This window comes from Synechococcus sp. SYN20, assembly GCF_014279555.1.
Taxonomy (GTDB): domain Bacteria; phylum Cyanobacteriota; class Cyanobacteriia; order PCC-6307; family Cyanobiaceae; genus Synechococcus_C.
In genome coordinates this window covers 636,093-657,036 of record NZ_CP047959.1, presented here as the reverse complement: position 1 = coordinate 657,036, position 20,944 = coordinate 636,093, and the positions used below count along the sequence as shown (strand labels likewise).

Below are 20,944 nucleotides of genomic sequence, written 5' to 3'. Positions count from 1 at the left end.
GTTCACACAAGTCTAAGCAGATGAGCCAACAATTGCATCATACTAAGAGGAGAAAAGTCCCGCCAATAGACACAGAAAAATGAAAAATCAATTATTCAATACCAAGCAATCCTTCTGCAAGAAATCCAAAAGGGAGCGTGGATTAGGAACAACAGAAGTAATCGTTTCTATGGCAGCAGGATTATTAGTGATTGGCGCTGGAGCAATGGCCTTAAGATCAACTGATGTACTATTAAATCGAGCCGAAATCAAGTCCACGTTAAGACAAAATACAACTAATGGTCTTCGATTATTGCGCTCAGAAGTAGAGCGCAGCATGTATATCATGGTGAATGGAAGTGTAGCGAGCAAGGGTTCAGACTTTAACTTATCGGATGAAAAATATACCGAGTCATTGCAAGCTTGCTCTGAAAAAGAATTTAAACCTGTATTTGGGCTGAGAATGGTTGAGCTTACAGAGCCAGTCTATTATGGAATTAGCACAAGCTCTGACGGGACGGGATATAGCCTTTTGCGCTGCGGAGCTTCACTCAGTATCGACGGGACATACAACGAAACGGAAGAAATATTCATGGCAATTGTGATTGATGATATAGGTATGATGCCATGCTCAGCAAAAAAATGTACTGACAAGGAGAAAGCCATGAAAGAGAACAATATACCTACAATTATTAATGGGTTGGACATGAGCTTTGGTGAAATAGCCTACAAAACACCGCAACGGATACACAGAGAACCATCCCTACGAATCGAAACAGATCCAAGTTACAAGCTGATCAAGTTTATAGATCCAAATACAGGCGATGAATATAACGACTCTATCAATGAAAGCTACCTCGAAAGAAAAAGTAGCAGCCGCTCCATCTCAGTTTACCCCCTATATTTAGCAGCATTTGCACGGGCCGATAAGCGCTTAGAAAACTATGGTGAAACTGGAGTCGCTATCGACTCAGCATTCTTTCCGGAACTTAACAGTGATCGCGTCGCTTTTCTTGTAGACGGCTCAGGATCAATGAGTGCGTGTATTTTATGGGGGAGTAATTATGGAGACAAAAAAACTTACTGGAATGGCCAGAGTTACCAAAAAACCAGACGCGCCTGCGCCATGACAAGGATGACAAGTCTTCAGAAAGAACTACTTGCAGTGCTCACAGATCTACATCACAATGCTCCGAATACAGAAATTACCCTTACTTCCTTTAGCTCTAAGGGTTATACGAATCATCGTGAATGGAGCAAGTCAAGGGTTGAAGGACTGGTCCAGATCGGCAATGAAGACAACTATCTATCAGCTAAAGAGTTTGTCAATTCACTCAGCAATGGTGACGTCAAACGTTGGGGCGGAACGGCCCCTTGGGATGGGCTTGACAAAGCATTGGAAATAGAAGATGTCAACGCACTGTATTTCTTATCTGATGGTGAGCCTAATCGAGATCGAAATGGGAACACATGGAGCAAAAAGGATTATGCCTCAACAGTGTCTCACTATATAGAGGTCAACAACAAGCGAGCTGCACCCACCAAAGTATTCACCACAGCCCTTGGGTTGGAATCTGTCTGGATGCAAATGTTTGCCCAACAAGGTGGGGGAATTTACACACAGATAGATCCTGACTCACTCAAGAGCAACAACGGAATTGGTAACAACGCTGGGTTCTGCGATCCTAGTAATCCAAGTGCCAATTTCGACTACTGCAACAATGCAGACGACATTGAACTAACTGGAGCTGGCCAGTTCCGTTCGCCTTGAATCAAATAAAATCATTTTAGCAATGCAGAAGAGAGAAGAATTACAAAAGAAAAGATAAAAAATGGGCACCTAAAGGCTTACTAAACAATAAAAGCGCCATGGGTCAGTTCAACAGCTGGACTAAAGAGAAACGGGGTGAAGACTGAGGCTGCGAACAATCGCTCAAAGCAAGGACAATCGACATCGACTTGGGAGCTAGCACGAACCCTGAGAGAGCAGAAGGAACCTGAATCAACCAAAACTCATTGGTATCACTGGGATGCAGGCAAACAGCCACGGCCCTCAGGCATTTTTAATGCATCTCACATCCAACCCTTGCGCACGCATCAATCAAAAGTAAAATCCATCTGCAATAGCACAGACCGTGCAGATCCCCTATTACACCCAAAGCCATGAGCATCCTCAACAGCCGCATTCAACTGTCAATCCTCAGCAGAAAGAAGGAGTCTGGTCTGATTCAAAAGGGCTTCACGTTAGTGGAGTTGATGATAGTCATTGTAATTGTAGGAATTTTGAGCGCAATCGCTTTGCCGAATTTCCTTAATAACACCACCAAAGCAAAGACAACTGAGGCCAAGACTAAAATTTCAGCAATCTTGAAAGATGCTCATGCTGAATATCAACTTGATGGACAGATAGCAACTGCCATATCTGCTGCTGATGAGCAAGCAGAAGAAAATAATTCTGAGAATTTTACATACACAGCAGATGAAGGAGCTGCTGATGATCAAGTAACGGTTACTGCAGAAGCCAATCCAAGCGCTGATGGTGGTGATGCAACCCTAGTTACTGCCGAGACGGATGGAACCCCACTTGATGGGTGCGTGAATCTCACAACAGGAAAAATCGAGATCAGAAAATCATTTAAAGACGACACTGCTCTTGACTGCAGCGCGTAAATCAGTTTCGAGCTAAATCTAAAGTCAAAAATCATCAAACCATCTCAATGATGGTTTGATGATTTTTCATGTCAATAACATTGCAATTAAACGCTGTCTCAAAAAAAGCTGATAACAAGCAAGGGGCATCACAAGCGGCAGGGAAGCAAGATGTTCAGGCATTTGTGACATTATCAAAACCAGAAACCGCAAAGAATCTAAAACCAAACAACAATTAACTAACAAAAGGAATAAATACACCAGCCAAGTATTCTATCTAAGAACTAATTGAATCCTAATCTTTTCCCATTCACCGTCTTAGTGACCTAAGCAGGTATTAAAACTCATAGTTCAGTTCTATTGTTACCACTTTTTTTAAAGTTGGATTCCAAACCTTAAAGAGCAATGATGATTGGGACATAATTTGAAAGATAGGAGTCGTAGCAGAAGCGGCTGAAATCCCATCCATGCCTAGCCTGTTGGCACTAAGAAGAAAAAAAAAATTTGCGCCTCCTCTGGCTTTTCCTTGAATCGCTCCTTAATATTAGCTGATGAAAAGATGAGAGTTCGTGTCTACCTGGCTCAACAGACGTGATTGCTATAGGCCCCTAGGGCTCAAAGGCTTCACCTTGACAGAGGTGATCATCACCGTGGGAATTGTCGGCATTTTGAGCTCAATTGCCCTGCCCAATTATTTTCGTCAAATCCAAAGAACGCACCAGGCTGAAGCGAACGCGACGATGGCACAGATGATGGCAACGGTCGCTGCATTTGCTGATGAGTTTGGAACGCAACCTAAGCGATGGGTTGATCTAAATACCATGACAACCTTGATGACAAATCAAGGCCCAGCCGTGATAGGAGACGGCGAATTAACGAAGGCCATTACCCTAATTGGTGAACGCTATCAATTGAATCGAATCAATAGCATGAATGCAGAAAAATACTACGTATTTGAAGCAAAAGCAACCAATACAGCAGCTTCAGATTTAAACATCATAGCTTGTATTGATCTTCAAACTGGTGCTAGTGATCAAATCATTGGCCGCAAAGATAATGCAGCAAATATTAACTCACTAAAATGCCAAGGGAGCAGCGGATGAAGATCAATACCACTAAAAACAAACATTTCAGGGAGGACGAAAGCGGTATCGCAATATTGCTAGCTCTGATGCTGGGACTGGTACTGAGTGCCGGAGCGAGCGCTTTATTGATTAATCAATTATACGCAAAAAGGCTAAGCAGCTCAGAAAGCTATCAGCAAATATCAGAAGCTGCTGCGTTGAATGGATTTAACAGGATATTAGCGCTGCTGAACAACCCAGACAAAGATCAATATCGGGGGTTCCTCTTTACGATCGACAATCAAGAAAATACGTCTGCCGCAAATAATGGCTTCACTTGGTTGAATTTAAAAGACAATCCTGAGCTTAATTTAGAGGAAATTTGCACAGATACCAGTATAGGAATGCCCGATCATCCCATTGCATCAAGCTCTTGGCCAACCAACGAAATACCGTTTCATACGAGTGATCGTAAAATATTTCGGGAGGATTCGCAGGGGAAAATTCATGCTTTTTATCGCATGCGTGGCTACTCAAGCCCAAGCAAAACTGGGGTTGGAGAAGGTGTCTTTGAGGTAGAAGGCGTCGTCAAACGCATCAACAATTCTGGCGAAGAGCAGGTGCTTGCGCGTACGCTCCTGACCCGCTCCCTCTATGTGAATGGAAGCGTCTCAAATGAGAATGATTGGGGCGTCTTAACAGCCCAACATTTGGATTTGGGCCCAGCCCAAATCGACGGACCAGGAAGCATTCTTCAATTGGTTCAAACCAATCAGCCCTATCTCCGTACTGATGGATGCTCAAGCAACACACTGCTCACAGAAGCACGTGGAGAAACCGATAGTGACAACCAGTTGGGATTACGGATCTGGCCTGTCTTGAATCGAACTCTTCCGCCTAGCAACCTTTATGCAATCAGTCCCAAGATTGATGAGCATATTTGGAGTTTTGATGACACTGAAAATGAATGCGGACCACGGAGGAATCGCTCTTCTATCTGCATTAGAGACAAAACAGACAGCCGTCGGAGAGCACCTATGGATGTTATACGGGACGGCAATTCAGTGCGCATTCCCGCAACAGCGATTTGCCCTGGCCACAGTGGCGACTGCCATGTCTATGTGGAGCACATCAACTTACAAAAAAACTCTCGATTGCTGATCGAAAACGACAGCCGTCCAGTGGTACTGCACATGGAATTACCCCAGGGTGCTTCACCCTCTCCATCCGGAATGAGTGGAGGAATCCAGCTCGGAAACAACGCTCAAATTTGTGGGGTTAATACTGGATCAAATCTCTGTAACAACCAACCTGAACGCCTTGTAATCACAGCTAGCTCTGGAGATTCACCTCAGAACTGCCAACCATCGCAGCAGCAACTGAAGATACAAGGATTGAGCCTTCCTTCAGCCATGGTGTCTCTGCCCCGCGGAAGCGTCCATCTAACAGGTGATACTCAAGTACGAGGAATGATCTGGTCCCATGCATTCTGTGCGAATGGACATCAACTCAAACTCACCACAACCGACATAGACAGCAATCAACATCTCAGCGTGCATGCAGGTGAACTATGGGAGTGGAAGAACAGTGGTTTCACTGGCATTGGACGAACCATCAACCGGGGCATTCTTGGCACTGGCATCGATACATTCCGTCAGTGGTAGTCATGAGAAATCAATGCAGCAACTCCTGCGAAGGATTTACCCTCCTAGAGGTGCTAATCGGAGCCCTAATCCTGGCAGGGGTGATGATCGGCATCAGCAGAGTCTCAATCTCTGCACTCACCCGAACCAGCATCGAACAACAGCGAAGTCGTATCGAAGCAGAGATCAACAGCAATATGCAACTCATTCAGCAAGCGAATAGTCGTCTCACCCTGGAATCCATCCCACCTCTCGATCGAGAGCGAGCGTGCTCGGCACCAGAAGCCTATTTAATTTCCCGAATTAATCAGGCTGGCGCTACTCAGCATGTTCCACGACCAGCCATGGCCGAACGCACATTCACGATCACCTCTCTAGGAAAGGGGTGGGATGTCATTGAAGTCGCTTATGAATTCCAAGCACCAGAGCAAACCATCTCCACAGAACAGAGAATGGTTGAACTTCATCCAACCTTTGCTCCCCGTTGTCGATGAGAGGCATAAGGACGGGTGGCTTCACAATGCTGGAGGTTCTAGTGATCGCCACGATTGCAGCGCTCACAGCAAGCTGGGTGCTACCGACATTTCGTCGTCAAAGTCTTCAAGGAGAAGTTGACCAGTACTCTCGCCTCGTCGAAGTAGGCCTTTTTAATCTCCGCACGCGCTTGCGTGAAGAGCGCCTCTCACACTGCATTTGCTTTGTGTCAGACAATTGGGCGCCTCCAGCATCAATGGGATTAGAGCGGCAACAGCCGGATGGCAGCCAAGCCGAACCTCTTAGTCATTGCAGCGAAGAAGATCCTTCTAGCCGTCTGAGGATCATGAACTTAGAGGGAAGTCGCATGAGTAAAAAAGTTCAAGCACGATCTCTAGAATCGAAATTTTGCATCAGTCCACCGGGAACAAGTGCCACTCCTCAGACGCTCACGCTTCTACTGAAATCGATCCAAAGCGATTCTGACCCAAGACTGTTGGTGCGATGCCTACACATGAATGGCAATGGCTACTTGATTAGAGGCAACTGGAAACAATCGACGCAAACATGCCTACCCCAATGGGGGTAACAAAAAGAGAGCTGGCTCCATAACCCTGGATCACTTGCGAGAAGATACGCTCTCACACTGCACAAGCTTTGAGGCAAACAATTGGGCACCTCCGTCAGCAGTGGGATTAGCGCTCCAACCCCCAATGGAAGCAAAGAAAATCCCTCAACTAACTGCTTAATGCAGTGAAGAAGAGGCTACCAGTCGTCAAAGGGGCATGAAACTCGAATCTCATTCTGCCTAAGCCCACCGAGAACAAGTTCTATTACCAAGTCGTTCACACTCCTGCTGAAATCACTTCAAAGCAGCTCTGATCCAAGACTCCTCGTGCGATGCGCGCATATAAACGGTAATGGCTACTTAATTAGAGGTAATTGGGAGCAAACGTCTCAAACATGCCTACCCAAATGGGGGGTGACGCCTACACAACTGGCACCAAAACCCTGGATTGTCTTGTCGCCGCCTGGCAACCGTGATTACCAAAAGAAGGTAGCTCTGGCGCAGAACCCATCTCATGATTTCGCGCAATCCACTGTCGAAGAACTTGGCGGCACTTCGGAAATATCGTGGACGCCGAAACGGATTCGGCATGGCCGAAGCAGTCATCTCACTAGGCGCGAGTGCTGTTCTCGTCGGCGCTTCAGCTGCTGCGTTAACGACAACAGGATCCATCATCACCCACACGGGAGAGAAAACATCTCTTCGTCAGAATGCCTCAGGTGGCTTGCGCTTGCTTGGATCAGAGGTTCAAAGGGGCTTGCACCTATTGATCAAGACAAAAGACACACCGAAAGCTGAGCTAGCCCATACAGACCTGAGTAATCAACAATATTCGTCCTCGATCCAGGAATGTGAAGCGCTTGCCATTGCACGCAATCGCGCTTTCCGTCCTGCCTTCGGCATTCGCATGGCTGAGCTTGACAGGCCAGTGCTCTATGGATTGAGCACCAGTGCCCGTGGAAACAGCTACGCCCTTGAACGCTGTGGAGCGCCGCTCACCATGGATGGCCGCTACGGCGAAGTGGCTGAGACTTATCTCGCGCCTATCCTCCAAGACATCGCTGTGATGCCTTGTCAGGGCGATCCAGAGAATTGCAAGTCCCAAGTGAATCCCGATGGAACCGAAAAGTCTCTGAATGACATCGTCAAACAACTTGATTTAGATTTTGCAGTCATTGCGAATCACGGCGAACGTACTCCAGCGCGAGTTGCAAAAGAACCCGCCTTCGCCATTGAAACCGATTCTGCTCGCAAACTCATAAAAATTGTGAGTCCAAGAACCCAAGAGGAACAAAATCCAAGTTATCTAGAAATCAAAAATGGCTTGCGCAGTATTAGCCGACATGACCTTCATTTCGCGATGTATTCTCGCGCATCAAAAATCGTAGATACAAGCTCCAACGAGCAAGGAGCACTACTGAACGGAGCTTTCTTCCGCAACATTAGTTCAGATCGAATGCGCTTTTTAGTCGATGGATCAGGATCCATGAGTGCCTGCATTCTTTGGGGAAGTGGCCGCGGCCAGCGACGCACATATTGGAACGGCAACCGCTATATCTCAACTCGAAAAATCTGTGCACTCACACGCATGGAATCTCTTCAAAATGAATTAGTAATGATCATCAACGGCTTACCTGATAACACCAAGATCAACATTGAATCTTTTAGCTCAAGAGGATATCTCAATCACAGGAGATGGAAGCCTTCTGTCGACGGCCTTATCTCCCTAGACGATTCTGAAACACGTCAATCAGCGATTTCTTTTGTACATTCACTAAACGATGGCAGCGTTACACGCTGGGGCGGCACCATTCCATGGGATGGATTAGATACAGCACTCAAGGATCAAGAGACCGATACGCTTTATTTTCTCTCCGATGGAGAGCCGAATACGAACCCTCAAGGCCGTCAATGGTCAAACGATGATTTCAGCTCTACTGTTGACAACTACATTTCCACAAACAATCAGCGCGACAAAAAAATAACGATCAACACAACTGCACTTGGATTAAACTCAAACTGGATGAAAGATTTAGCGAATCGCAGCACAGGAGACTACTTGATGATTGACAAGAATTACATCACAGTGGCTCAACAATAAAATCTTAAGGGGTTTGATTTAATTTCAGCACGGCCATAAAAGCCTCCTGTGGTACATCAACCTTACCCATCGCTTTCATCCGCTTCTTACCCTTTGCCTGTTTCTTCAATAGTTTCTTCTTGCGCGAAATATCACCGCCATAGCACTTCGCAAGCACATCCTTACGAATCGCACTGATGCTCGTACTGGCAATAATCCGGCTCCCAATCGAAGCCTGCAAAGGAATTTTGAATTGCTGGCGGGGAATCAATTCCTTGAGCTTTTCAACCAAGCCCTTGCCCACGTTGTAAGCCTTATCACGGTGCACGATCGTGGTAAGCGGATCTGCCCTTTCAGCATTGATCAACACATCCAAGCGTACCAATTCATTCTTGCGATACCCAATCAGGTGGTACTCCATTGAGGCATAGCCTTGAGTGCGCGTCTTCATCTGATCAAAGAAATCAGTCACCACTTCTGCCAAGGGCAATTCATAGATCAAGGTCACCCGTTCTTTGGTGATGTATTTCATATCGAGATACTCACCTCTACGCTCCTGACATAAACCCATCAACGCCCCATTGAACTCATTCGGGGCATAAATCTCCATGCGCACATAGGGCTCTTCAATCGATTCACGCTGCTGAGGATCGGGAAGTGTGGCCGGATTATCTACCAAGATTTGCTCACCATTGGTGAGATTTACGTTATAAATCACCGATGGAGCGGTAACAATCAGATCCAGGTTGTATTCACGCTCTAAGCGCTCCTGCACAATCTCCATGTGCAACAAACCAAGGAATCCGCAACGGAATCCAAAGCCCATCGCACTGCTGGTTTCAGGTTCAAATTTCAGCGCGGCATCAGAGAGCTGCAATTTGTGCAGGGCTTCCCGTAAATCCGGGTACTGATCTGCTTCCGTCGGGAACAAGCCACAAAACACCATCGGCTTGGCTTCCGCATAACCAGGCAGCGGTGCATCGGCCGGCTCATTCACCAAGGTGATCGTGTCGCCCACCCGTGCATCAGCCACGGCCTTGATCGATGCCGCGAGATAACCCACCTCTCCGGCGTGAAGCTCATCCACCTTTTGCTCATCCGGAGCCATGATCCCGACTTCATCGAGTTCATAGGTTTTGTTGCTCGCCATGAGCAACACCTTGTCTTTGCGACTAATGCTCCCGCTCATCACGCGGAAGTACACAATCACACCGCGATAAGGGTCGTAATAGGAATCAAAGATCAGCGCTTGGGTGGGCTCTTTCACCTTGTCGGCCGGTGGCGGCACCCGATCCACCACCGTTTGCAGGATTTCAGGGACGCCCATGCCGGTTTTGGCCGAGCAAGGGATCGCATTCGAGCAATCCAGGCCAATGATCGCCTCGATCTCCTCCTTGATCCGATCGGGATCGGCACCTGGCAAATCAATCTTGTTGAGCACTGGAATGATCTCGAGATCGTTCTCCAGCGCCATATAAACGTTGGCCAGGGTCTGAGCCTCTACGCCCTGGCTTGCATCCACCACAAGCAAGGCCCCTTCACAAGCCTGAAGGCTGCGGCTCACCTCATAGGAGAAGTCCACATGACCAGGGGTATCAATGAGGTTGAGGACGTACTCCTCACCATCCGCTGCCTTGTAATTCATGCGGGCGGCTTGGAGCTTGATCGTGATCCCCCGTTCCCGCTCGAGCTCCATGTTGTCGAGGAACTGCTCCTGCATATCCCGATTCGCCACCGTGCCTGTGTCTTGCAGCAACCGGTCAGCCAACGTCGACTTGCCATGGTCGATATGGGCAATGATGCAAAAGTTGCGAATCCTTTTGACGGGAGCGTCGGTCATGCGGTTGGCGAAATCCCGGCTCGGGCTTCTGAAGAAGGCTGTGACCTAATCCTAAGGAGCCGCCACCAATTCGAGGAGAAACACGCTTCATGCCCGCACCCTGGATTCTTTTATTTCTGGCGATCACTTCCGAAGTGATCGGGACGTCCTGCCTCAAGCTCTCTGAGGGCTTCAGTAGGCCGATTCCCACAGTCGTTGTGCTCGCTGCTTACTCCACTTCGATGCTGTTGCTCTCTCGAGTGGTGCAGACCATTCCTCTCGGCATCACCTACGCCCTATGGAGTGGAATCGGGATCGTCGCGATCGTGCTGGTTGGATTGCTTGCCTATAAGCAAGTGCCAACTCCAGGTCAGCTGGTGGGAATCGCCACAATCACAGCTGGGGTGATCATCGTGAATCTCACTAGCAAGCATCCCTGAACTCAGCCATGGTTCTCCTGCACATCCCCCCTGGATGGTTCAAGCCAGCCCTAGGGGTGGCCACAGCCCTCACCATGGCGGCACCTTTCGCCCCATCCGCTTTGGCATGTGAGCAGCACCAAGCGAAGCCGCTGCAAATTGGGTCGCCTCTCAAGGAGCAGACAACCCAATTCGTTCCTGAGGATCACAAAGGAATGGTTTGCATGGCAATCGCACCTCAGTGCATGACCAAGAAACAGTGGGCGGCTCATTGCCTGAGCAACAAAGACGGCTCTGCAAACTTGGTTCCAAATTCAAAATCAAAATTGATCGATTCCCAAAGCTGCAGAGATGCTCTCGATGAGTCAGCTCCAAACGTAGACTTTTAAACATTAAGGCCGCCGATCAACAAAGGCGCGGTTACACCTCATGCGTTAGCGCGCAATCTGCAAACCAAGCAGCGCATCACTGCGATCGCGGCTGCGCTGAAGAAGCTCCCCATCCGCATTGAGATCTTGCCCATAGCTCGGCAATAACGCTTGCAAGCGCTGCTGCCAGGCCTGGGAAGCCAACCGATCCGGAAAGCAGCGTTGAAGAATTTCCAACATGATTGTGACGGAAGTGCTGGCTCCCGGAGAGGCACCAAGCAGGGCGGCCAACGACCCATCGGCGGCAGCAACCACTTCCGTACCCAATTGCAAACGGCCTCCAGCAGGGGTGCGTTTGATGATCTGAACGCGCTGACCCGCCACCGACAAGGTCCAATCGTCCGCGCGAGCGGTGGGGAGGAACGCTTTTAAGGCCTCCATCCGATCCTCATCGCTTTGGCGCAGTTGATTCACGAGATAGCGAACAAGCGGAATGTTGTTCACCCCCACCTGAAGCATCGGCAACAGGTTGGAGGAGCGCACGGAGCGGGGAAGATCGAGCAACGACCCCTTCTTTAAAAACTTGCTGCTGAAACCGGCATAGGGCCCAAACAACAGGGAGCGGCGGCCATCAATCCAGCGGGAGTCAAGGTGGGGCACCGACATCGGCGGAGCCCCCACCTTGGCTTTGCCGTACACCTTGGCGAAGTGATGCTCCGATAAATCCGGGTCATTACAGACCAGCCATTGCCCGCTTACGGGGAAGCCGGCATAAGCCGCCGCTTCAGGAATACGCGAACGCTGAAGAAGAGGAAGGGCACCACCACCGGCTCCGAGGAACACAAAGGGCGACGTCACGACGCGGCGTCCGGAGGGGCAGCGCAGTTGCAGCTCCCACCCCTCTGCGCAGCGTTTGAGATCGGAGACCGAAGTTCCAAACACCAGATCAAGGACCCCCGATGCTTGCAGGGGAACAAACAAGGAGCGAGACAGAGCACCGAAATCCACATCTGTACCGCGCTCAATCCTCGTTGCCGCAACAACCATTTGAGGATCACGCCCGGCCATCACAAGCGGAATCCAAGACGCCAGCTCGCCCTCGTCGCGGCTCCACTCCATGGCAGCAAAAGCAGGAAGCTCCTTCATCTGCTCGTAACGCTGGCGCAGGTAGGCCACATCTCCTTCACCCCACACAAAACTGATGTGGGGCACCCGATGAATGAACCAAGAAGGATCTAAGCAACCTCGCTCACACAAGGTCGACCAAAACTCGAGGCTGCTCTCAAAACTGGCATTGATTGCCAGCGGTTTCACCGTTGAAACCGTGCCATCTGCCAGAGGAGGCGTGTAATTGAGCTCACAGTTGGCGGCATGGCCGGTGCCAGCGTTATTTCCCGCAGCGCTGCTTTCTAAAGCTGGGGCCTCTAATCGTTCAACAACCAACAACCGCAACTCAGGGTCGAGTTCATGCAGAAGGGTTGCCAGGGTGGCGCTCATGATCCCAGCACCCACGAGCACAACGTCGTAGCGGTCCAAGGGGCGAACAGATCTGCTGTTCACAGGCTATGAGGCCGAGCGTCTACAAAATGCCTACACTGAGCTGAATTCGAAGATCGAGCGATGAGCACCGAGACCATGGCCCTCACAAACGAGAACGTGGAAAAGGTGCTCGACGAACTGCGCCCCTTCTTGATGGCCGATGGTGGCAACGTGGAAGTGGTCGAGATCGATGGTCCGATCGTGAAAGTCCGCTTGCAAGGCGCCTGCGGAAGCTGCCCCAGCAGCACAATGACTTTAAAAATGGGGATCGAACGCAAGATGCGCGAATCGATTCCTGAGGTAAGCGAAGTTGTTCAAGTGCTGTGAATCAATCGCCTCAAACAAAAGCGAACAAAGAAATCACCTTGATCATATAAAAATAAATTCACGTAAAAATTAATTCATCACATCAACTATTAGATGCAATGAATTGATAGCCTTTGCTTATTTAAGCACATGTCAAGCTCATGCTTTTCGACCTCAATTAAATCAGCAAATACTTCGCAAGACAGCATTCAAGACCTCAAATGATTTTCTGGTCGAAACATTGCTTCCACCCAGCACTTTCAAGATATAGAAATACTTTGAAAATCCTAACGCGACACTCAAATCATTAATCACTACGGACTTAGCCGCCTCAGCTATAATCCAAAAGACTAACAAACAGCTTATAATTACGAGAAACTGATCCGTAATAGTTTGAGAATTGTACGGCTTGTTCGGAACAGCCACACTGCGTCAGTCAATAGAAGCCAATCGCGATGCTCTGGATCGCTTCCATTCTGTGCGTGACAGCGATCGCCTCTGCCCATTGGCAAGCAAGCAAGGTGGCAAAGCAACCTGATCGCGAACAGCTGCGCTGGGCCTCCTTTGGAGGTGGGGCGGGAATCGCCTACGTATTTGTGCATTTATTGCCAGAACTTGCCAGCCATGGACAAGCCTTATCCAAAGCCCCTGGGATGGAAACATTCGCCCCTACCCCCATCACAGAGGCGTTGCTATTTCTGATCGCCCTAGCTGGAATCATCGTGACGTACAGCATTGACGTGCTCGCCAGCCATGAGCGACAGGCTGGAAGGATTGCGGGATCACTGCACACTCTTCATTTTGCGGCGATCAGCTACCTCTATGCCTATTCCCTTCCATCCCTGATCAGCACCGGGTTGGCCTATGGAATCTTGTTCACCATCGCCATCAGCGCCCATGTCCTTCTGGCCGATCGGACCATGGCCGCCCGGCATCCCGCAATCTTCCGCACACGCCTGCGCTGGGTAGGAACGGCAGCCCTAATCCTGGGCCTATTGCACGCAGCACTCTTCCACCCGCTGGACGATCTTCATCTCGCCATCGCCACGGCATATCTAGGGGGGGGACTGCTCATGGCCGTCTTCCGAGAAGAACTTCCTGCCGTGAATCGCACGCGCCTTGGTTGGTTTGTGGCTGGAAGCGTATTAATGACCAGTCTTTTGCTTCTTGCTCTCACCCATGCCACTCACTGAGGTGCGTTAAGGGCAGCGAATCCTTCGCGGAGGAAGAGGGCTGCCTCAGCCGTAGCGCGTTGGCCAGGTAAAAAGTCACGAGCAAAGAGCTGCCCGCAATGAATCATTCCAGGCACAACATGCAAAGCCACATCGTGACCTGCTGTTTTCAACGTTGAGAAACAAGCGATGGCATCACTGAGCAGCACTTCACGATCACCAACCTGGAACAAAGTACGGGGATAGGACACGTAATCCTGCTGCATGCAAAAAAGATCTCGGGAATCATAGGAACCATCACCCGGAAGATAATGGGAAGAGACAGCCTCGAGTCGCTGCAACGACACAAGATCATCACTGGCATTAAAAGCAACAGACTCTCCCCCGTAGCTGAAGTCCATGACCCCTGCCATCACCAATGCCAGCGAAGGCATCGACAAGCCCTTGCTCTGACAGCGATGCAGCAATTGCGTCACTAATGTTGCACCAGCAGAAATTCCCGCCACAGCAATCACCTCAGATCGATAGCCCTGCGCTAACAACCAGCGATAAGCCTCTTCTGCATCATCAAGTGGTGCAGGAAAACAATCATCCGGGCACAAACGATAATCAACACCCAAAACACTGATGCCAGAGCCTTCAACAAGTGAAGCAATCAGTTGCAAGTGATCATCTGTAGATCCCATGGTGTAGCCGCCACCATGGAAAAACAAACTCACACGCTCACTACGGCCCGAGGGAGGATCAATCCATGTATAAATCGTGCCATCAACAGGAGAACAACGAACACGCGTTACAACATCGGTCTGAAAGCTTCGATAAAGAGCAGAAAAAGCTTGCGACATCGCCTCAAGCTCATTTCCCCCCAAGCTCACACGTTGCAAAAACAGTGTCTTCAACGCTGAAGAATCCATAGGTTGAAGCCACAACCCTCTCTCTTTAGCCAAAGGGGTCAGTCAGGACTGCGCATTGGGATCGCGAGAAGGACAAGTTTTGGCATTGAAGTCACAGGCATAGATCGTGGATTTCTGCCAACTGAGGGGAATCTCCAGCAGGTCGCGGGTACCCGTGAGGCCTTGCGTCAAAAACAGCAAGGCCGCAAGCACATTGGCCGTGACATGCAAACGGCGAACCCGGATGTCACGCAGGATCTCGGCGCGAGCACCAAGGGAAAACAACATCAAGCCCGTCACCCCAACGCCAGCCCAGTAATGGGACTGCCAAAACGCGGGCGTAAAGGGGTTATCGGAAAGCCGCCATACCTCAGGTTGGGCGCCAAGCCCCAGAACTCCAGCCCAAGTGATGAGAGAAAAAGCCAACCTCAACACGGGGCTCTTGCACCTCCAAAGGGCGAGCAGGCTCACGATCGTTCCACACAACACAAGCAATAGCTGGATTGCACGCGAAGGGCCTCCTTCGAACTGCGCTATCGGAGCCTTCGTGCCAATCACCACTGAGAGAGCAATCAAAACCACGACCACCACCGCCGCTGATAGCCAACGACCCAGATCGCTGTGATCACGCCCCACCGTGACGGGGAGCTTTTGTTTCTGGAGCCGGCGTGCACGCGTCTGCACTGCTAAACGCATCACCACCCCAATCAGTGGATAAATCAACACCACTGCAAGAAAAGGATGCAGGATCCACAACCAATCCACGCCGGCCATGGCCAAGAAAGCATCGACTCAAAACGTAGCCATGGAGCCAAAAAATGAGAGCACAATCCAGCCGAGGAAAGATCAACAAAGACACAACATCAATGCCAAGCAATCGCATCCTTAGCGAGAGCGATTCAAGCAACAAGTTTCAAACCCTATCCAACAATGGCGAGCAACACAGCGCTAAGACGTTGGCCTACGTTCTCGTGGACAGACCCCAAACAAGGCAGAAACAGAAACTCGCCATGAACTGATGCGACAGCAAGACAAGGCCCCGTCGCCGAACAAGACGAAATCAAGAACGAGAATCATTCTCGGCTAGGCTTTACCAAGAGGCTTGGATGTGTATGCAGGCATTGGTATTTCTTGGTCTTGTGCTCGGCAACCTTGCTTTGCTCGTGCACCTATCTGAAAAAGCGATTCGCCTTAGAAAAAGTTGGAAAAACCACAGGCTTCTCGTCAACAACCATCCCGAGATGGAGTCAGTTGATCCTGAGCGGGGGCTTTTGGCCTTCAAAAGCGATGACTTGATCCGTGCTTTTGTATTAGACAACGAAGAACCAGGCATCAGTGAGCCCTTCTACGTATCTGACCACGAAGCAGATGAATAAGTTGATAACATCAGCGATGCTGTTGTGGATTATTCAGGTGGATTTGCGTATGTATAGCTCTCAATGGTGACTTCAAGATGCTCTGTGATTGCTTGGGCTCCAACGAAGCGTTCAACTGGTTTCTCTACATAGTCACAATCTTCATCACCATCGGCATCGAGCTCACAAGAAACGCTTTCGTGCGTAACGACCAACGTCGGGGCACTATCAACATTTAACTTTTTAGCAAGCTCTGTGAGCTCTCCATCATCAGTGCGTAGTGCCACATATTCAATGGTTGCCTGCTGCGCCTTCGTAAGCGTTAAGACAAAATTTCTCACCTTTGTACAGGTTTCGGGCTCATCTACGGGCAGGGTGAACAGATACAAGACGTAGGGGTTCATCATGCTTGAGCACCTTCAGCGAGGTAAAAGCCACCAGCGCAGTGCGCGGTGCCTGAAGCAACAGTGTATCTCCTGTATTGGCCTAGATTCAGCGTATTGTGATAATTGACACTAATTATTTCTGGCTTGCTCGAGTCAGCGTACCAAGCACCAATTCAGATCGAATACTTATCCCTCATTTAAGCTGCATTAGAGACCTCTCCTGGATGAATACAACAGGTGTAATTTGCAACGATCAATCTACCCATTTTGAAGAAAGAAAAGATGATTTACAGATCCTTTCAAGCCGATCCAGCAGAGACAATCTAGGCTTATGTAATGCACTTCAAGTAAACGGACCACTGTTGTGGCTTCGGCTCCAGCATCTCCTTCTTGGCAAGGATCTATCCAGGATTAACTGATTCATCGTCTGGGGCGAGCCATAAGCCTGGCTCTTTCCGCATTTCTTTGCCAACGTGAGATTGACAATCGATAAGCACACCCCACTGCAGTGGGGTATCAGCACGTGCTCTAACGATGGCGCTAGGAACCTTTCGGACGACAACCTTGACCCACGCACACAGGAATAGCCTCCGCGATCTCTGTCCAGCACTGGGAAACAAGACTTATTTCAACTACGGCGGCCAAGGGCCGTTGCCATCGCCTTCGTTGGAGGCCATGACAACGAGCTGGAAGCGCATCCAAGAGCTGGGCCCCTTCACCACCGATGTATGGCCTCATATCAGCGCGGAAACAAACAAAACACGTGCCTTGCTCGGTCGATTATGTGGTGTGGCACCCCACCGCCTAGCGCTCACCGAAAACGTAACCAGCGGATGCGTTTTACCCCTTTGGGGACTTCCCTTCAAAGCCGGTGATCGCCTTTTAATCAGTGATTGCGAGCACCCAGGAGTCGTCGCCGCTTGCCTTGAACTTGCCAGACGGGAGCACCTTGATGTCGACAACCTCCCTGTTCAACAATTCAAACAGGGACGTGAAGGACAACACAAAACCGACGCCGGCGTCCTTCAAGCCTTAACGGACTCTCTACAACCACGCACCAAAGTGGTGGTGCTTTCGCATCTGCTTTGGAACACTGGACAGCTGATGCCAATCCCTGCGGTAGCAGACCAGCTTCGTCAACATGCTCAGCAACCATTTCTGCTCGTCGATGCAGCCCAAAGCATGGGACAAATTCCTGTAGAAGCTGCAGCGCAGGCAGCTGATATTTATGCATTTACTGGGCACAAATGGACCTGCGGACCCGAGGGGCTCGGAGGCGTGGCCTTGTCAGAAAGGATCCTCAATCAAGCCAATCCAACGCTGATTGGATGGCGCAGCTTGCGCGATGAAACACGGGCTGTCATGAATGATCCAGACCCCTTTCACCACGACAGCCGACGCTTTGAAATTGCAACGAGCTGTGTGCCACTGATGGCAGGCCTGCGTCAATCGTTGGGCTTGCTAGCCAAAGAGGGAAATGAACAAGAGCGTCTGCAAACCATCCAGTCCCTTAGCGGCGAGCTCTGGAGGCAAATCAAAGAGCTTCCAGGAACCACACCCCTGCTCGAGGGGGAGCCGCCCGCAGGGTTGGTTAGTTTCAAACTGAATAGCGAGAACACGCGAAGCACCGCCGAAATCGTAAAAATTCTCGGGAGCAAGGGAATTTGGATTCGAAACCTGGAGGAACCAATCTGTCTAAGAGCTTGTACCCATATCACAACCGAAGCACAAGAAATTTCTCAACTAATCAATTCTCTTAGAGAACTCACAATTACCGCCTATTCAAGTACCTGATGGAATCAGATACCAGGAGAAGAACACCGCAATCGAGCAAAATAAAACCATCATGAGAGGCCAAACCTCATCAAGAGTTTCAAGCCGACGAGAAAGATTGTCTCGAGTTTCCCCTAGAGGCATACTTTCCATATCTGCATAGCGGCGTCCAATCCAGACCAACAGTACGAACGCAAACAATGTGATAACATAAGCAATCACATAGACCTGATCTAAGAAGGTAAGGAAGGGAAGATCAGGGAGTTCACCTCGGTATACCTGCTGTAAAAACACCAAGGTTAACAATACAGTTACAGGAATTCCAGCCCGGGCATCTTGTTCGTCTGGACGGATCTTAAACACAAGAAGAACCATCACCATCACAACGAGAAGAGGCAACATCAAGCGCCAAAATGCTGACCAAGCAGAAGTACCAAAGGTAATGTCATAAACGATTAAACTATAATCTCGATCCAACCCACCTAGGCCAAAGTTAGTAGCATAATTATGACGATATTCAGCAATTGACCAACCACGATTCAACCAACCAATAATTCCAGTTCCAGCAAAAAGCCCCATCCCACTGTTACGAATATCGGGCTCAAAACGCAGGCTCGAATAGCCAAGTCCACCCTCAACATCATCTGCCTCAATAGCAATTGGCAAGCCAATTGTGAGAAAGGGGAAGCGCCTGAAGCTTGTTTGATCAATAAAAAATCTACCTACATACGTATACAGCTGATAGTAGGTGCCATCAGACAAAGTCGCAGGCTTATCCTGAACAGGATGCAAAACAGGTTCTGCATCAGATAAGAGAGCATTTAAGAGCAGAATATGCTCTTCCAGGGAATTATCGTTTGCCTCTAAGTAATCCTGGAGTGGCTGCTCCCAACGCAACCAAACATAACCACTAGACGAAAAGCTTGGAACACTTAGATCAAGGTCATATGTACTATTTGAATACACCCCAAGTTTCACGTGGTATTTAGCATCATTCAAAGCATCAAGATCTGCCTGGATTTCACTGCCACTCAGAGACTCACCTCTTTGTGAGCTCCAGCCATCACGAGGCAAGCGGTCTAAAGAAGTATTTAAAGCACGAGAAGCTGAAGAAAGCCGCAAGGAATCGCGACCTGGAACTTGATCCACATCTAAACTAGATATTCCAAGAACAAGAAGCAAAGCTGCCAGCACGACTGACACAATTGCTAAGAAATTCCATTTCCTCCGTCGTCGAATCTTCGTCATGAAAACGAGAGTAACCAATCAAATCATAATTTCATTATATAAGCACATGGGCAAGTTGATACCAAGCAATAGATCCATTGCCATTGGAATCATTTTAGCGATAATGCCAGCTACCGCTCAACAGCAAAACGCACGCACACCATTCAAAAATAAAAACAATATCATTCTTGGTCAATCCCTTCCACTCAGTGGCCCATCCGCTCAAATAGGGCAAAAATATCGAGCTGGAGCCAATGCCTGGTTTGACGAAGTCAATCGGAAAGGAGGGATTAAAGGGAGAAAAATAGAATTAATCAGCCTTGACGATCAATACGAACCAGACCTCACTGTTACGAATACAAAAGCTCTTCTCGCAAAACCAAATTTATTAGCATTATTTGGATACGTAGGAACCCCAACAACGAAAGAAATACTCCCATTAATTGAAAAGAAAAAAGTTCCACTCATTGCTCCACTTACTGGTGCTTCTCTTCTACGTAAAAATGATCTCGAAATGGTAGTAAATCTAAGAGCTAGCTATAGAATGGAAATCGACAAAATCGTTAATAGTCTTATACGTAGTGCCCGACAAAAAATTGCTGTCATCTATCAAGATGATGCATTTGGGAAAGATGGTCTACGCTCAGCAGAAGCAGCCTTGAAAAAGCATGACCTAAAGCCTGTAGCGATAGCAACAGTTCAAAGGAATTCTGCAAAAATCAACCCCGCGTTAAGAGTTCTTGAGAAGGCTCAACCAAATGCCGTTATTATTATTTCCACATATGTAAGTTCAGCAGCACTGAGTAAGGCATTACTGCAAAAAAACATCAAAGCTCGGATTATGAACGTCTCTTTTGCTGGCACCAGGGCTCTTGAGAATTCTCTTCCTGTGGGGCAAGCCAATGGCATTGGAGTCAGTCAAGTTGTTCCCTTTCCCTGGGACCGCTGGATTCCAGTCGTCGCAGATTATCAACGGCTCATGCGCGTGAATAATTCTTCAGCCCGATTTGGATTCACAAGCTTGGAAGGATTTATGGCTGCTAGATTAATCACTGAGGGCATCAAGAATGCCCAAGGTCCTCTCACCAGAGAAGCTCTAATCACAAGTATAAGGTCGATAAAAAAAGTAGACCTAGGAGGATTTCAGTTAGACTTATCAAGGAACAATAAGCAAGCAAGCGACTACGTTGAGCTTACATTTTTCGGGGCTCAACAATGGGAGCCATAACC

20 protein-coding genes are annotated in these 20,944 nt (G+C 48.9%); 14 read left to right on the top strand and 6 right to left on the bottom strand.

The annotated features are described in order from the left end of the window. The first annotated feature begins 79 nt into the window (after positions 1-79). The 7 genes from SynSYN20_RS03425 (at position 80) to SynSYN20_RS03395 (ending at position 8,478) form a co-directional block, all read left to right on the top strand. On the top strand, positions 80-1,750 hold the full coding sequence (locus tag SynSYN20_RS03425; RefSeq protein WP_186524739.1) for a vWA domain-containing protein: 1,671 nt from the start codon (positions 80-82) through the stop codon (positions 1,748-1,750). A 392-nt stretch (positions 1,751-2,142) separates the two neighbouring features. Continuing rightward, on the top strand, positions 2,143-2,649 hold the full coding sequence (locus SynSYN20_RS14600; protein ID WP_186524738.1) for a type IV pilin protein: 507 nt from the start codon (positions 2,143-2,145) through the stop codon (positions 2,647-2,649). Positions 2,650-3,197: 548 nt separating this feature from the next. Next, positions 3,198-3,731, top strand: coding sequence for a prepilin-type N-terminal cleavage/methylation domain-containing protein (locus SynSYN20_RS03415; RefSeq protein ID WP_186524737.1), 534 nt, complete (start codon positions 3,198-3,200; stop codon positions 3,729-3,731). A gap of 482 nt (positions 3,732-4,213) precedes the next feature. After that, a complete protein-coding gene (locus tag SynSYN20_RS03410) occupies positions 4,214-5,356 on the top strand; it encodes a hypothetical protein (RefSeq protein WP_186524736.1) in 1,143 nt (380 codons plus the stop codon). A gap of 2 nt (positions 5,357-5,358) precedes the next feature. Beyond that, positions 5,359-5,829 (top strand): hypothetical protein, encoded by a 471-nt coding sequence (locus SynSYN20_RS03405; protein WP_186524735.1) that lies wholly within the window; start codon positions 5,359-5,361, stop codon positions 5,827-5,829. A gap of 26 nt (positions 5,830-5,855) precedes the next feature. Continuing rightward, a complete protein-coding gene (locus SynSYN20_RS03400; RefSeq protein ID WP_186524734.1) occupies positions 5,856-6,398 on the top strand; it encodes a hypothetical protein in 543 nt (180 codons plus the stop codon). A gap of 745 nt (positions 6,399-7,143) precedes the next feature. Further along, positions 7,144-8,478: a hypothetical protein gene (locus tag SynSYN20_RS03395; RefSeq protein WP_186524733.1), complete on the top strand. Its 1,335-nt coding sequence runs from the start codon at positions 7,144-7,146 to the stop codon at positions 8,476-8,478. Between the two features lie 4 nt (positions 8,479-8,482). On the opposite strand, the gene lepA is transcribed toward SynSYN20_RS03395, so the two are convergent. After that, positions 8,483-10,297: a translation elongation factor 4 gene (gene lepA, locus SynSYN20_RS03390; RefSeq protein ID WP_186524732.1), complete on the bottom strand. Its 1,815-nt coding sequence runs from the start codon at positions 10,295-10,297 to the stop codon at positions 8,483-8,485. An 89-nt stretch (positions 10,298-10,386) separates the two neighbouring features. Here lepA and SynSYN20_RS03385 point away from each other — a divergent pair, with 89 nt between their 5' ends. Beyond that, entirely contained in the window at positions 10,387-10,716 is a 330-nt protein-coding gene (locus SynSYN20_RS03385; RefSeq protein ID WP_186524731.1) for a multidrug efflux SMR transporter, read from the top strand. 8 nt (positions 10,717-10,724) lie between these two features. Then, the gene (locus SynSYN20_RS03380; protein WP_186524730.1) at positions 10,725-11,084 is read left to right on the top strand and encodes a hypothetical protein; all 360 of its coding nucleotides are present in this window, start codon (positions 10,725-10,727) and stop codon (positions 11,082-11,084) included. A 45-nt stretch (positions 11,085-11,129) separates the two neighbouring features. Here SynSYN20_RS03380 and SynSYN20_RS03375 read toward each other — a convergent pair whose 3' ends face one another. Further along, positions 11,130-12,599, bottom strand: a complete 1,470-nt coding sequence (locus SynSYN20_RS03375) for a malate:quinone oxidoreductase (RefSeq protein WP_186525415.1) — start codon at positions 12,597-12,599, stop codon at positions 11,130-11,132. Between the two features lie 84 nt (positions 12,600-12,683). Between SynSYN20_RS03375 and SynSYN20_RS03370 the strand changes: the two genes are divergently transcribed. Continuing rightward, positions 12,684-12,929, top strand: coding sequence for a NifU family protein (locus SynSYN20_RS03370; protein WP_006854698.1), 246 nt, complete (start codon positions 12,684-12,686; stop codon positions 12,927-12,929). Between the two features lie 461 nt (positions 12,930-13,390). Continuing rightward, positions 13,391-14,101 (top strand): hypothetical protein, encoded by a 711-nt coding sequence (locus SynSYN20_RS03365; RefSeq protein ID WP_255476349.1) that lies wholly within the window; start codon positions 13,391-13,393, stop codon positions 14,099-14,101. On the opposite strand, the gene SynSYN20_RS03360 is transcribed toward SynSYN20_RS03365, so the two are convergent. After that, the gene (locus SynSYN20_RS03360; RefSeq protein ID WP_255476348.1) at positions 14,095-14,979 is read right to left on the bottom strand and encodes an alpha/beta hydrolase; all 885 of its coding nucleotides are present in this window, start codon (positions 14,977-14,979) and stop codon (positions 14,095-14,097) included. The genes SynSYN20_RS03365 and SynSYN20_RS03360 overlap by 7 nt on opposite strands. 57 nt (positions 14,980-15,036) lie before the next feature. Next, entirely contained in the window at positions 15,037-15,747 is a 711-nt protein-coding gene (locus SynSYN20_RS03355; RefSeq protein ID WP_186525413.1) for a DUF4079 domain-containing protein, read from the bottom strand. A 338-nt stretch (positions 15,748-16,085) separates the two neighbouring features. On the opposite strand from SynSYN20_RS03355, the gene SynSYN20_RS03350 reads away from it, so the two are divergent. Then, positions 16,086-16,349: a hypothetical protein gene (locus tag SynSYN20_RS03350; RefSeq protein WP_186524729.1), complete on the top strand. Its 264-nt coding sequence runs from the start codon at positions 16,086-16,088 to the stop codon at positions 16,347-16,349. 29 nt (positions 16,350-16,378) lie between these two features. On the opposite strand, the gene SynSYN20_RS03345 is transcribed toward SynSYN20_RS03350, so the two are convergent. Next, a complete protein-coding gene (locus tag SynSYN20_RS03345) occupies positions 16,379-16,732 on the bottom strand; it encodes a hypothetical protein (protein WP_186524728.1) in 354 nt (117 codons plus the stop codon). 546 nt (positions 16,733-17,278) lie between these two features. Here SynSYN20_RS03345 and SynSYN20_RS03340 point away from each other — a divergent pair. After that, positions 17,279-18,508, top strand: coding sequence for an aminotransferase class V-fold PLP-dependent enzyme (locus tag SynSYN20_RS03340; protein WP_255476347.1), 1,230 nt, complete (start codon positions 17,279-17,281; stop codon positions 18,506-18,508). On the opposite strand, the gene SynSYN20_RS03335 is transcribed toward SynSYN20_RS03340, so the two are convergent. Continuing rightward, positions 18,497-19,735, bottom strand: coding sequence for a hypothetical protein (locus SynSYN20_RS03335; RefSeq protein WP_186524726.1), 1,239 nt, complete (start codon positions 19,733-19,735; stop codon positions 18,497-18,499). The genes SynSYN20_RS03340 and SynSYN20_RS03335 overlap by 12 nt on opposite strands. Here SynSYN20_RS03335 and SynSYN20_RS03330 point away from each other — a divergent pair. Beyond that, a complete protein-coding gene (locus tag SynSYN20_RS03330; RefSeq protein WP_370586724.1) occupies positions 19,650-20,942 on the top strand; it encodes an ABC transporter substrate-binding protein in 1,293 nt (430 codons plus the stop codon). The two genes, SynSYN20_RS03335 and SynSYN20_RS03330, sit on opposite strands and share 86 nt — an antisense overlap. Positions 20,943-20,944: the final 2 nt, after the last annotated feature.

Excerpts from the sequence above, each read along its gene's own strand:
- SynSYN20_RS03425 (WP_186524739.1), top strand. The coding sequence starts at position 80 with ATGAAAAATCAATTATTCAATACCAAGCAATCCTTCTGCAAGAAATCC.
- SynSYN20_RS14600 (WP_186524738.1), top strand. The coding sequence starts at position 2,143 with ATGAGCATCCTCAACAGCCGCATTCAACTGTCAATCCTCAGCAGAAAG.
- SynSYN20_RS03410 (WP_186524736.1), top strand. The coding sequence starts at position 4,214 with ATGCGTGGCTACTCAAGCCCAAGCAAAACTGGGGTTGGAGAAGGTGTC.
- SynSYN20_RS03405 (WP_186524735.1), top strand. The coding sequence starts at position 5,359 with ATGAGAAATCAATGCAGCAACTCCTGCGAAGGATTTACCCTCCTAGAG.
- SynSYN20_RS03400 (WP_186524734.1), top strand. The coding sequence starts at position 5,856 with ATGCTGGAGGTTCTAGTGATCGCCACGATTGCAGCGCTCACAGCAAGC.
- lepA (WP_186524732.1), bottom strand. The coding sequence starts at position 10,297 with ATGACCGACGCTCCCGTCAAAAGGATTCGCAACTTTTGCATCATTGCC.
- SynSYN20_RS03385 (WP_186524731.1), top strand. The coding sequence starts at position 10,387 with ATGCCCGCACCCTGGATTCTTTTATTTCTGGCGATCACTTCCGAAGTG.
- SynSYN20_RS03380 (WP_186524730.1), top strand. The coding sequence starts at position 10,725 with ATGGTTCTCCTGCACATCCCCCCTGGATGGTTCAAGCCAGCCCTAGGG.
- SynSYN20_RS03370 (WP_006854698.1), top strand. The coding sequence starts at position 12,684 with ATGAGCACCGAGACCATGGCCCTCACAAACGAGAACGTGGAAAAGGTG.
- SynSYN20_RS03355 (WP_186525413.1), bottom strand. The coding sequence starts at position 15,747 with ATGGCCGGCGTGGATTGGTTGTGGATCCTGCATCCTTTTCTTGCAGTG.
- SynSYN20_RS03350 (WP_186524729.1), top strand. The coding sequence starts at position 16,086 with ATGCAGGCATTGGTATTTCTTGGTCTTGTGCTCGGCAACCTTGCTTTG.
- SynSYN20_RS03345 (WP_186524728.1), bottom strand. The coding sequence starts at position 16,732 with ATGAACCCCTACGTCTTGTATCTGTTCACCCTGCCCGTAGATGAGCCC.
- SynSYN20_RS03335 (WP_186524726.1), bottom strand. The coding sequence starts at position 19,735 with ATGACGAAGATTCGACGACGGAGGAAATGGAATTTCTTAGCAATTGTG.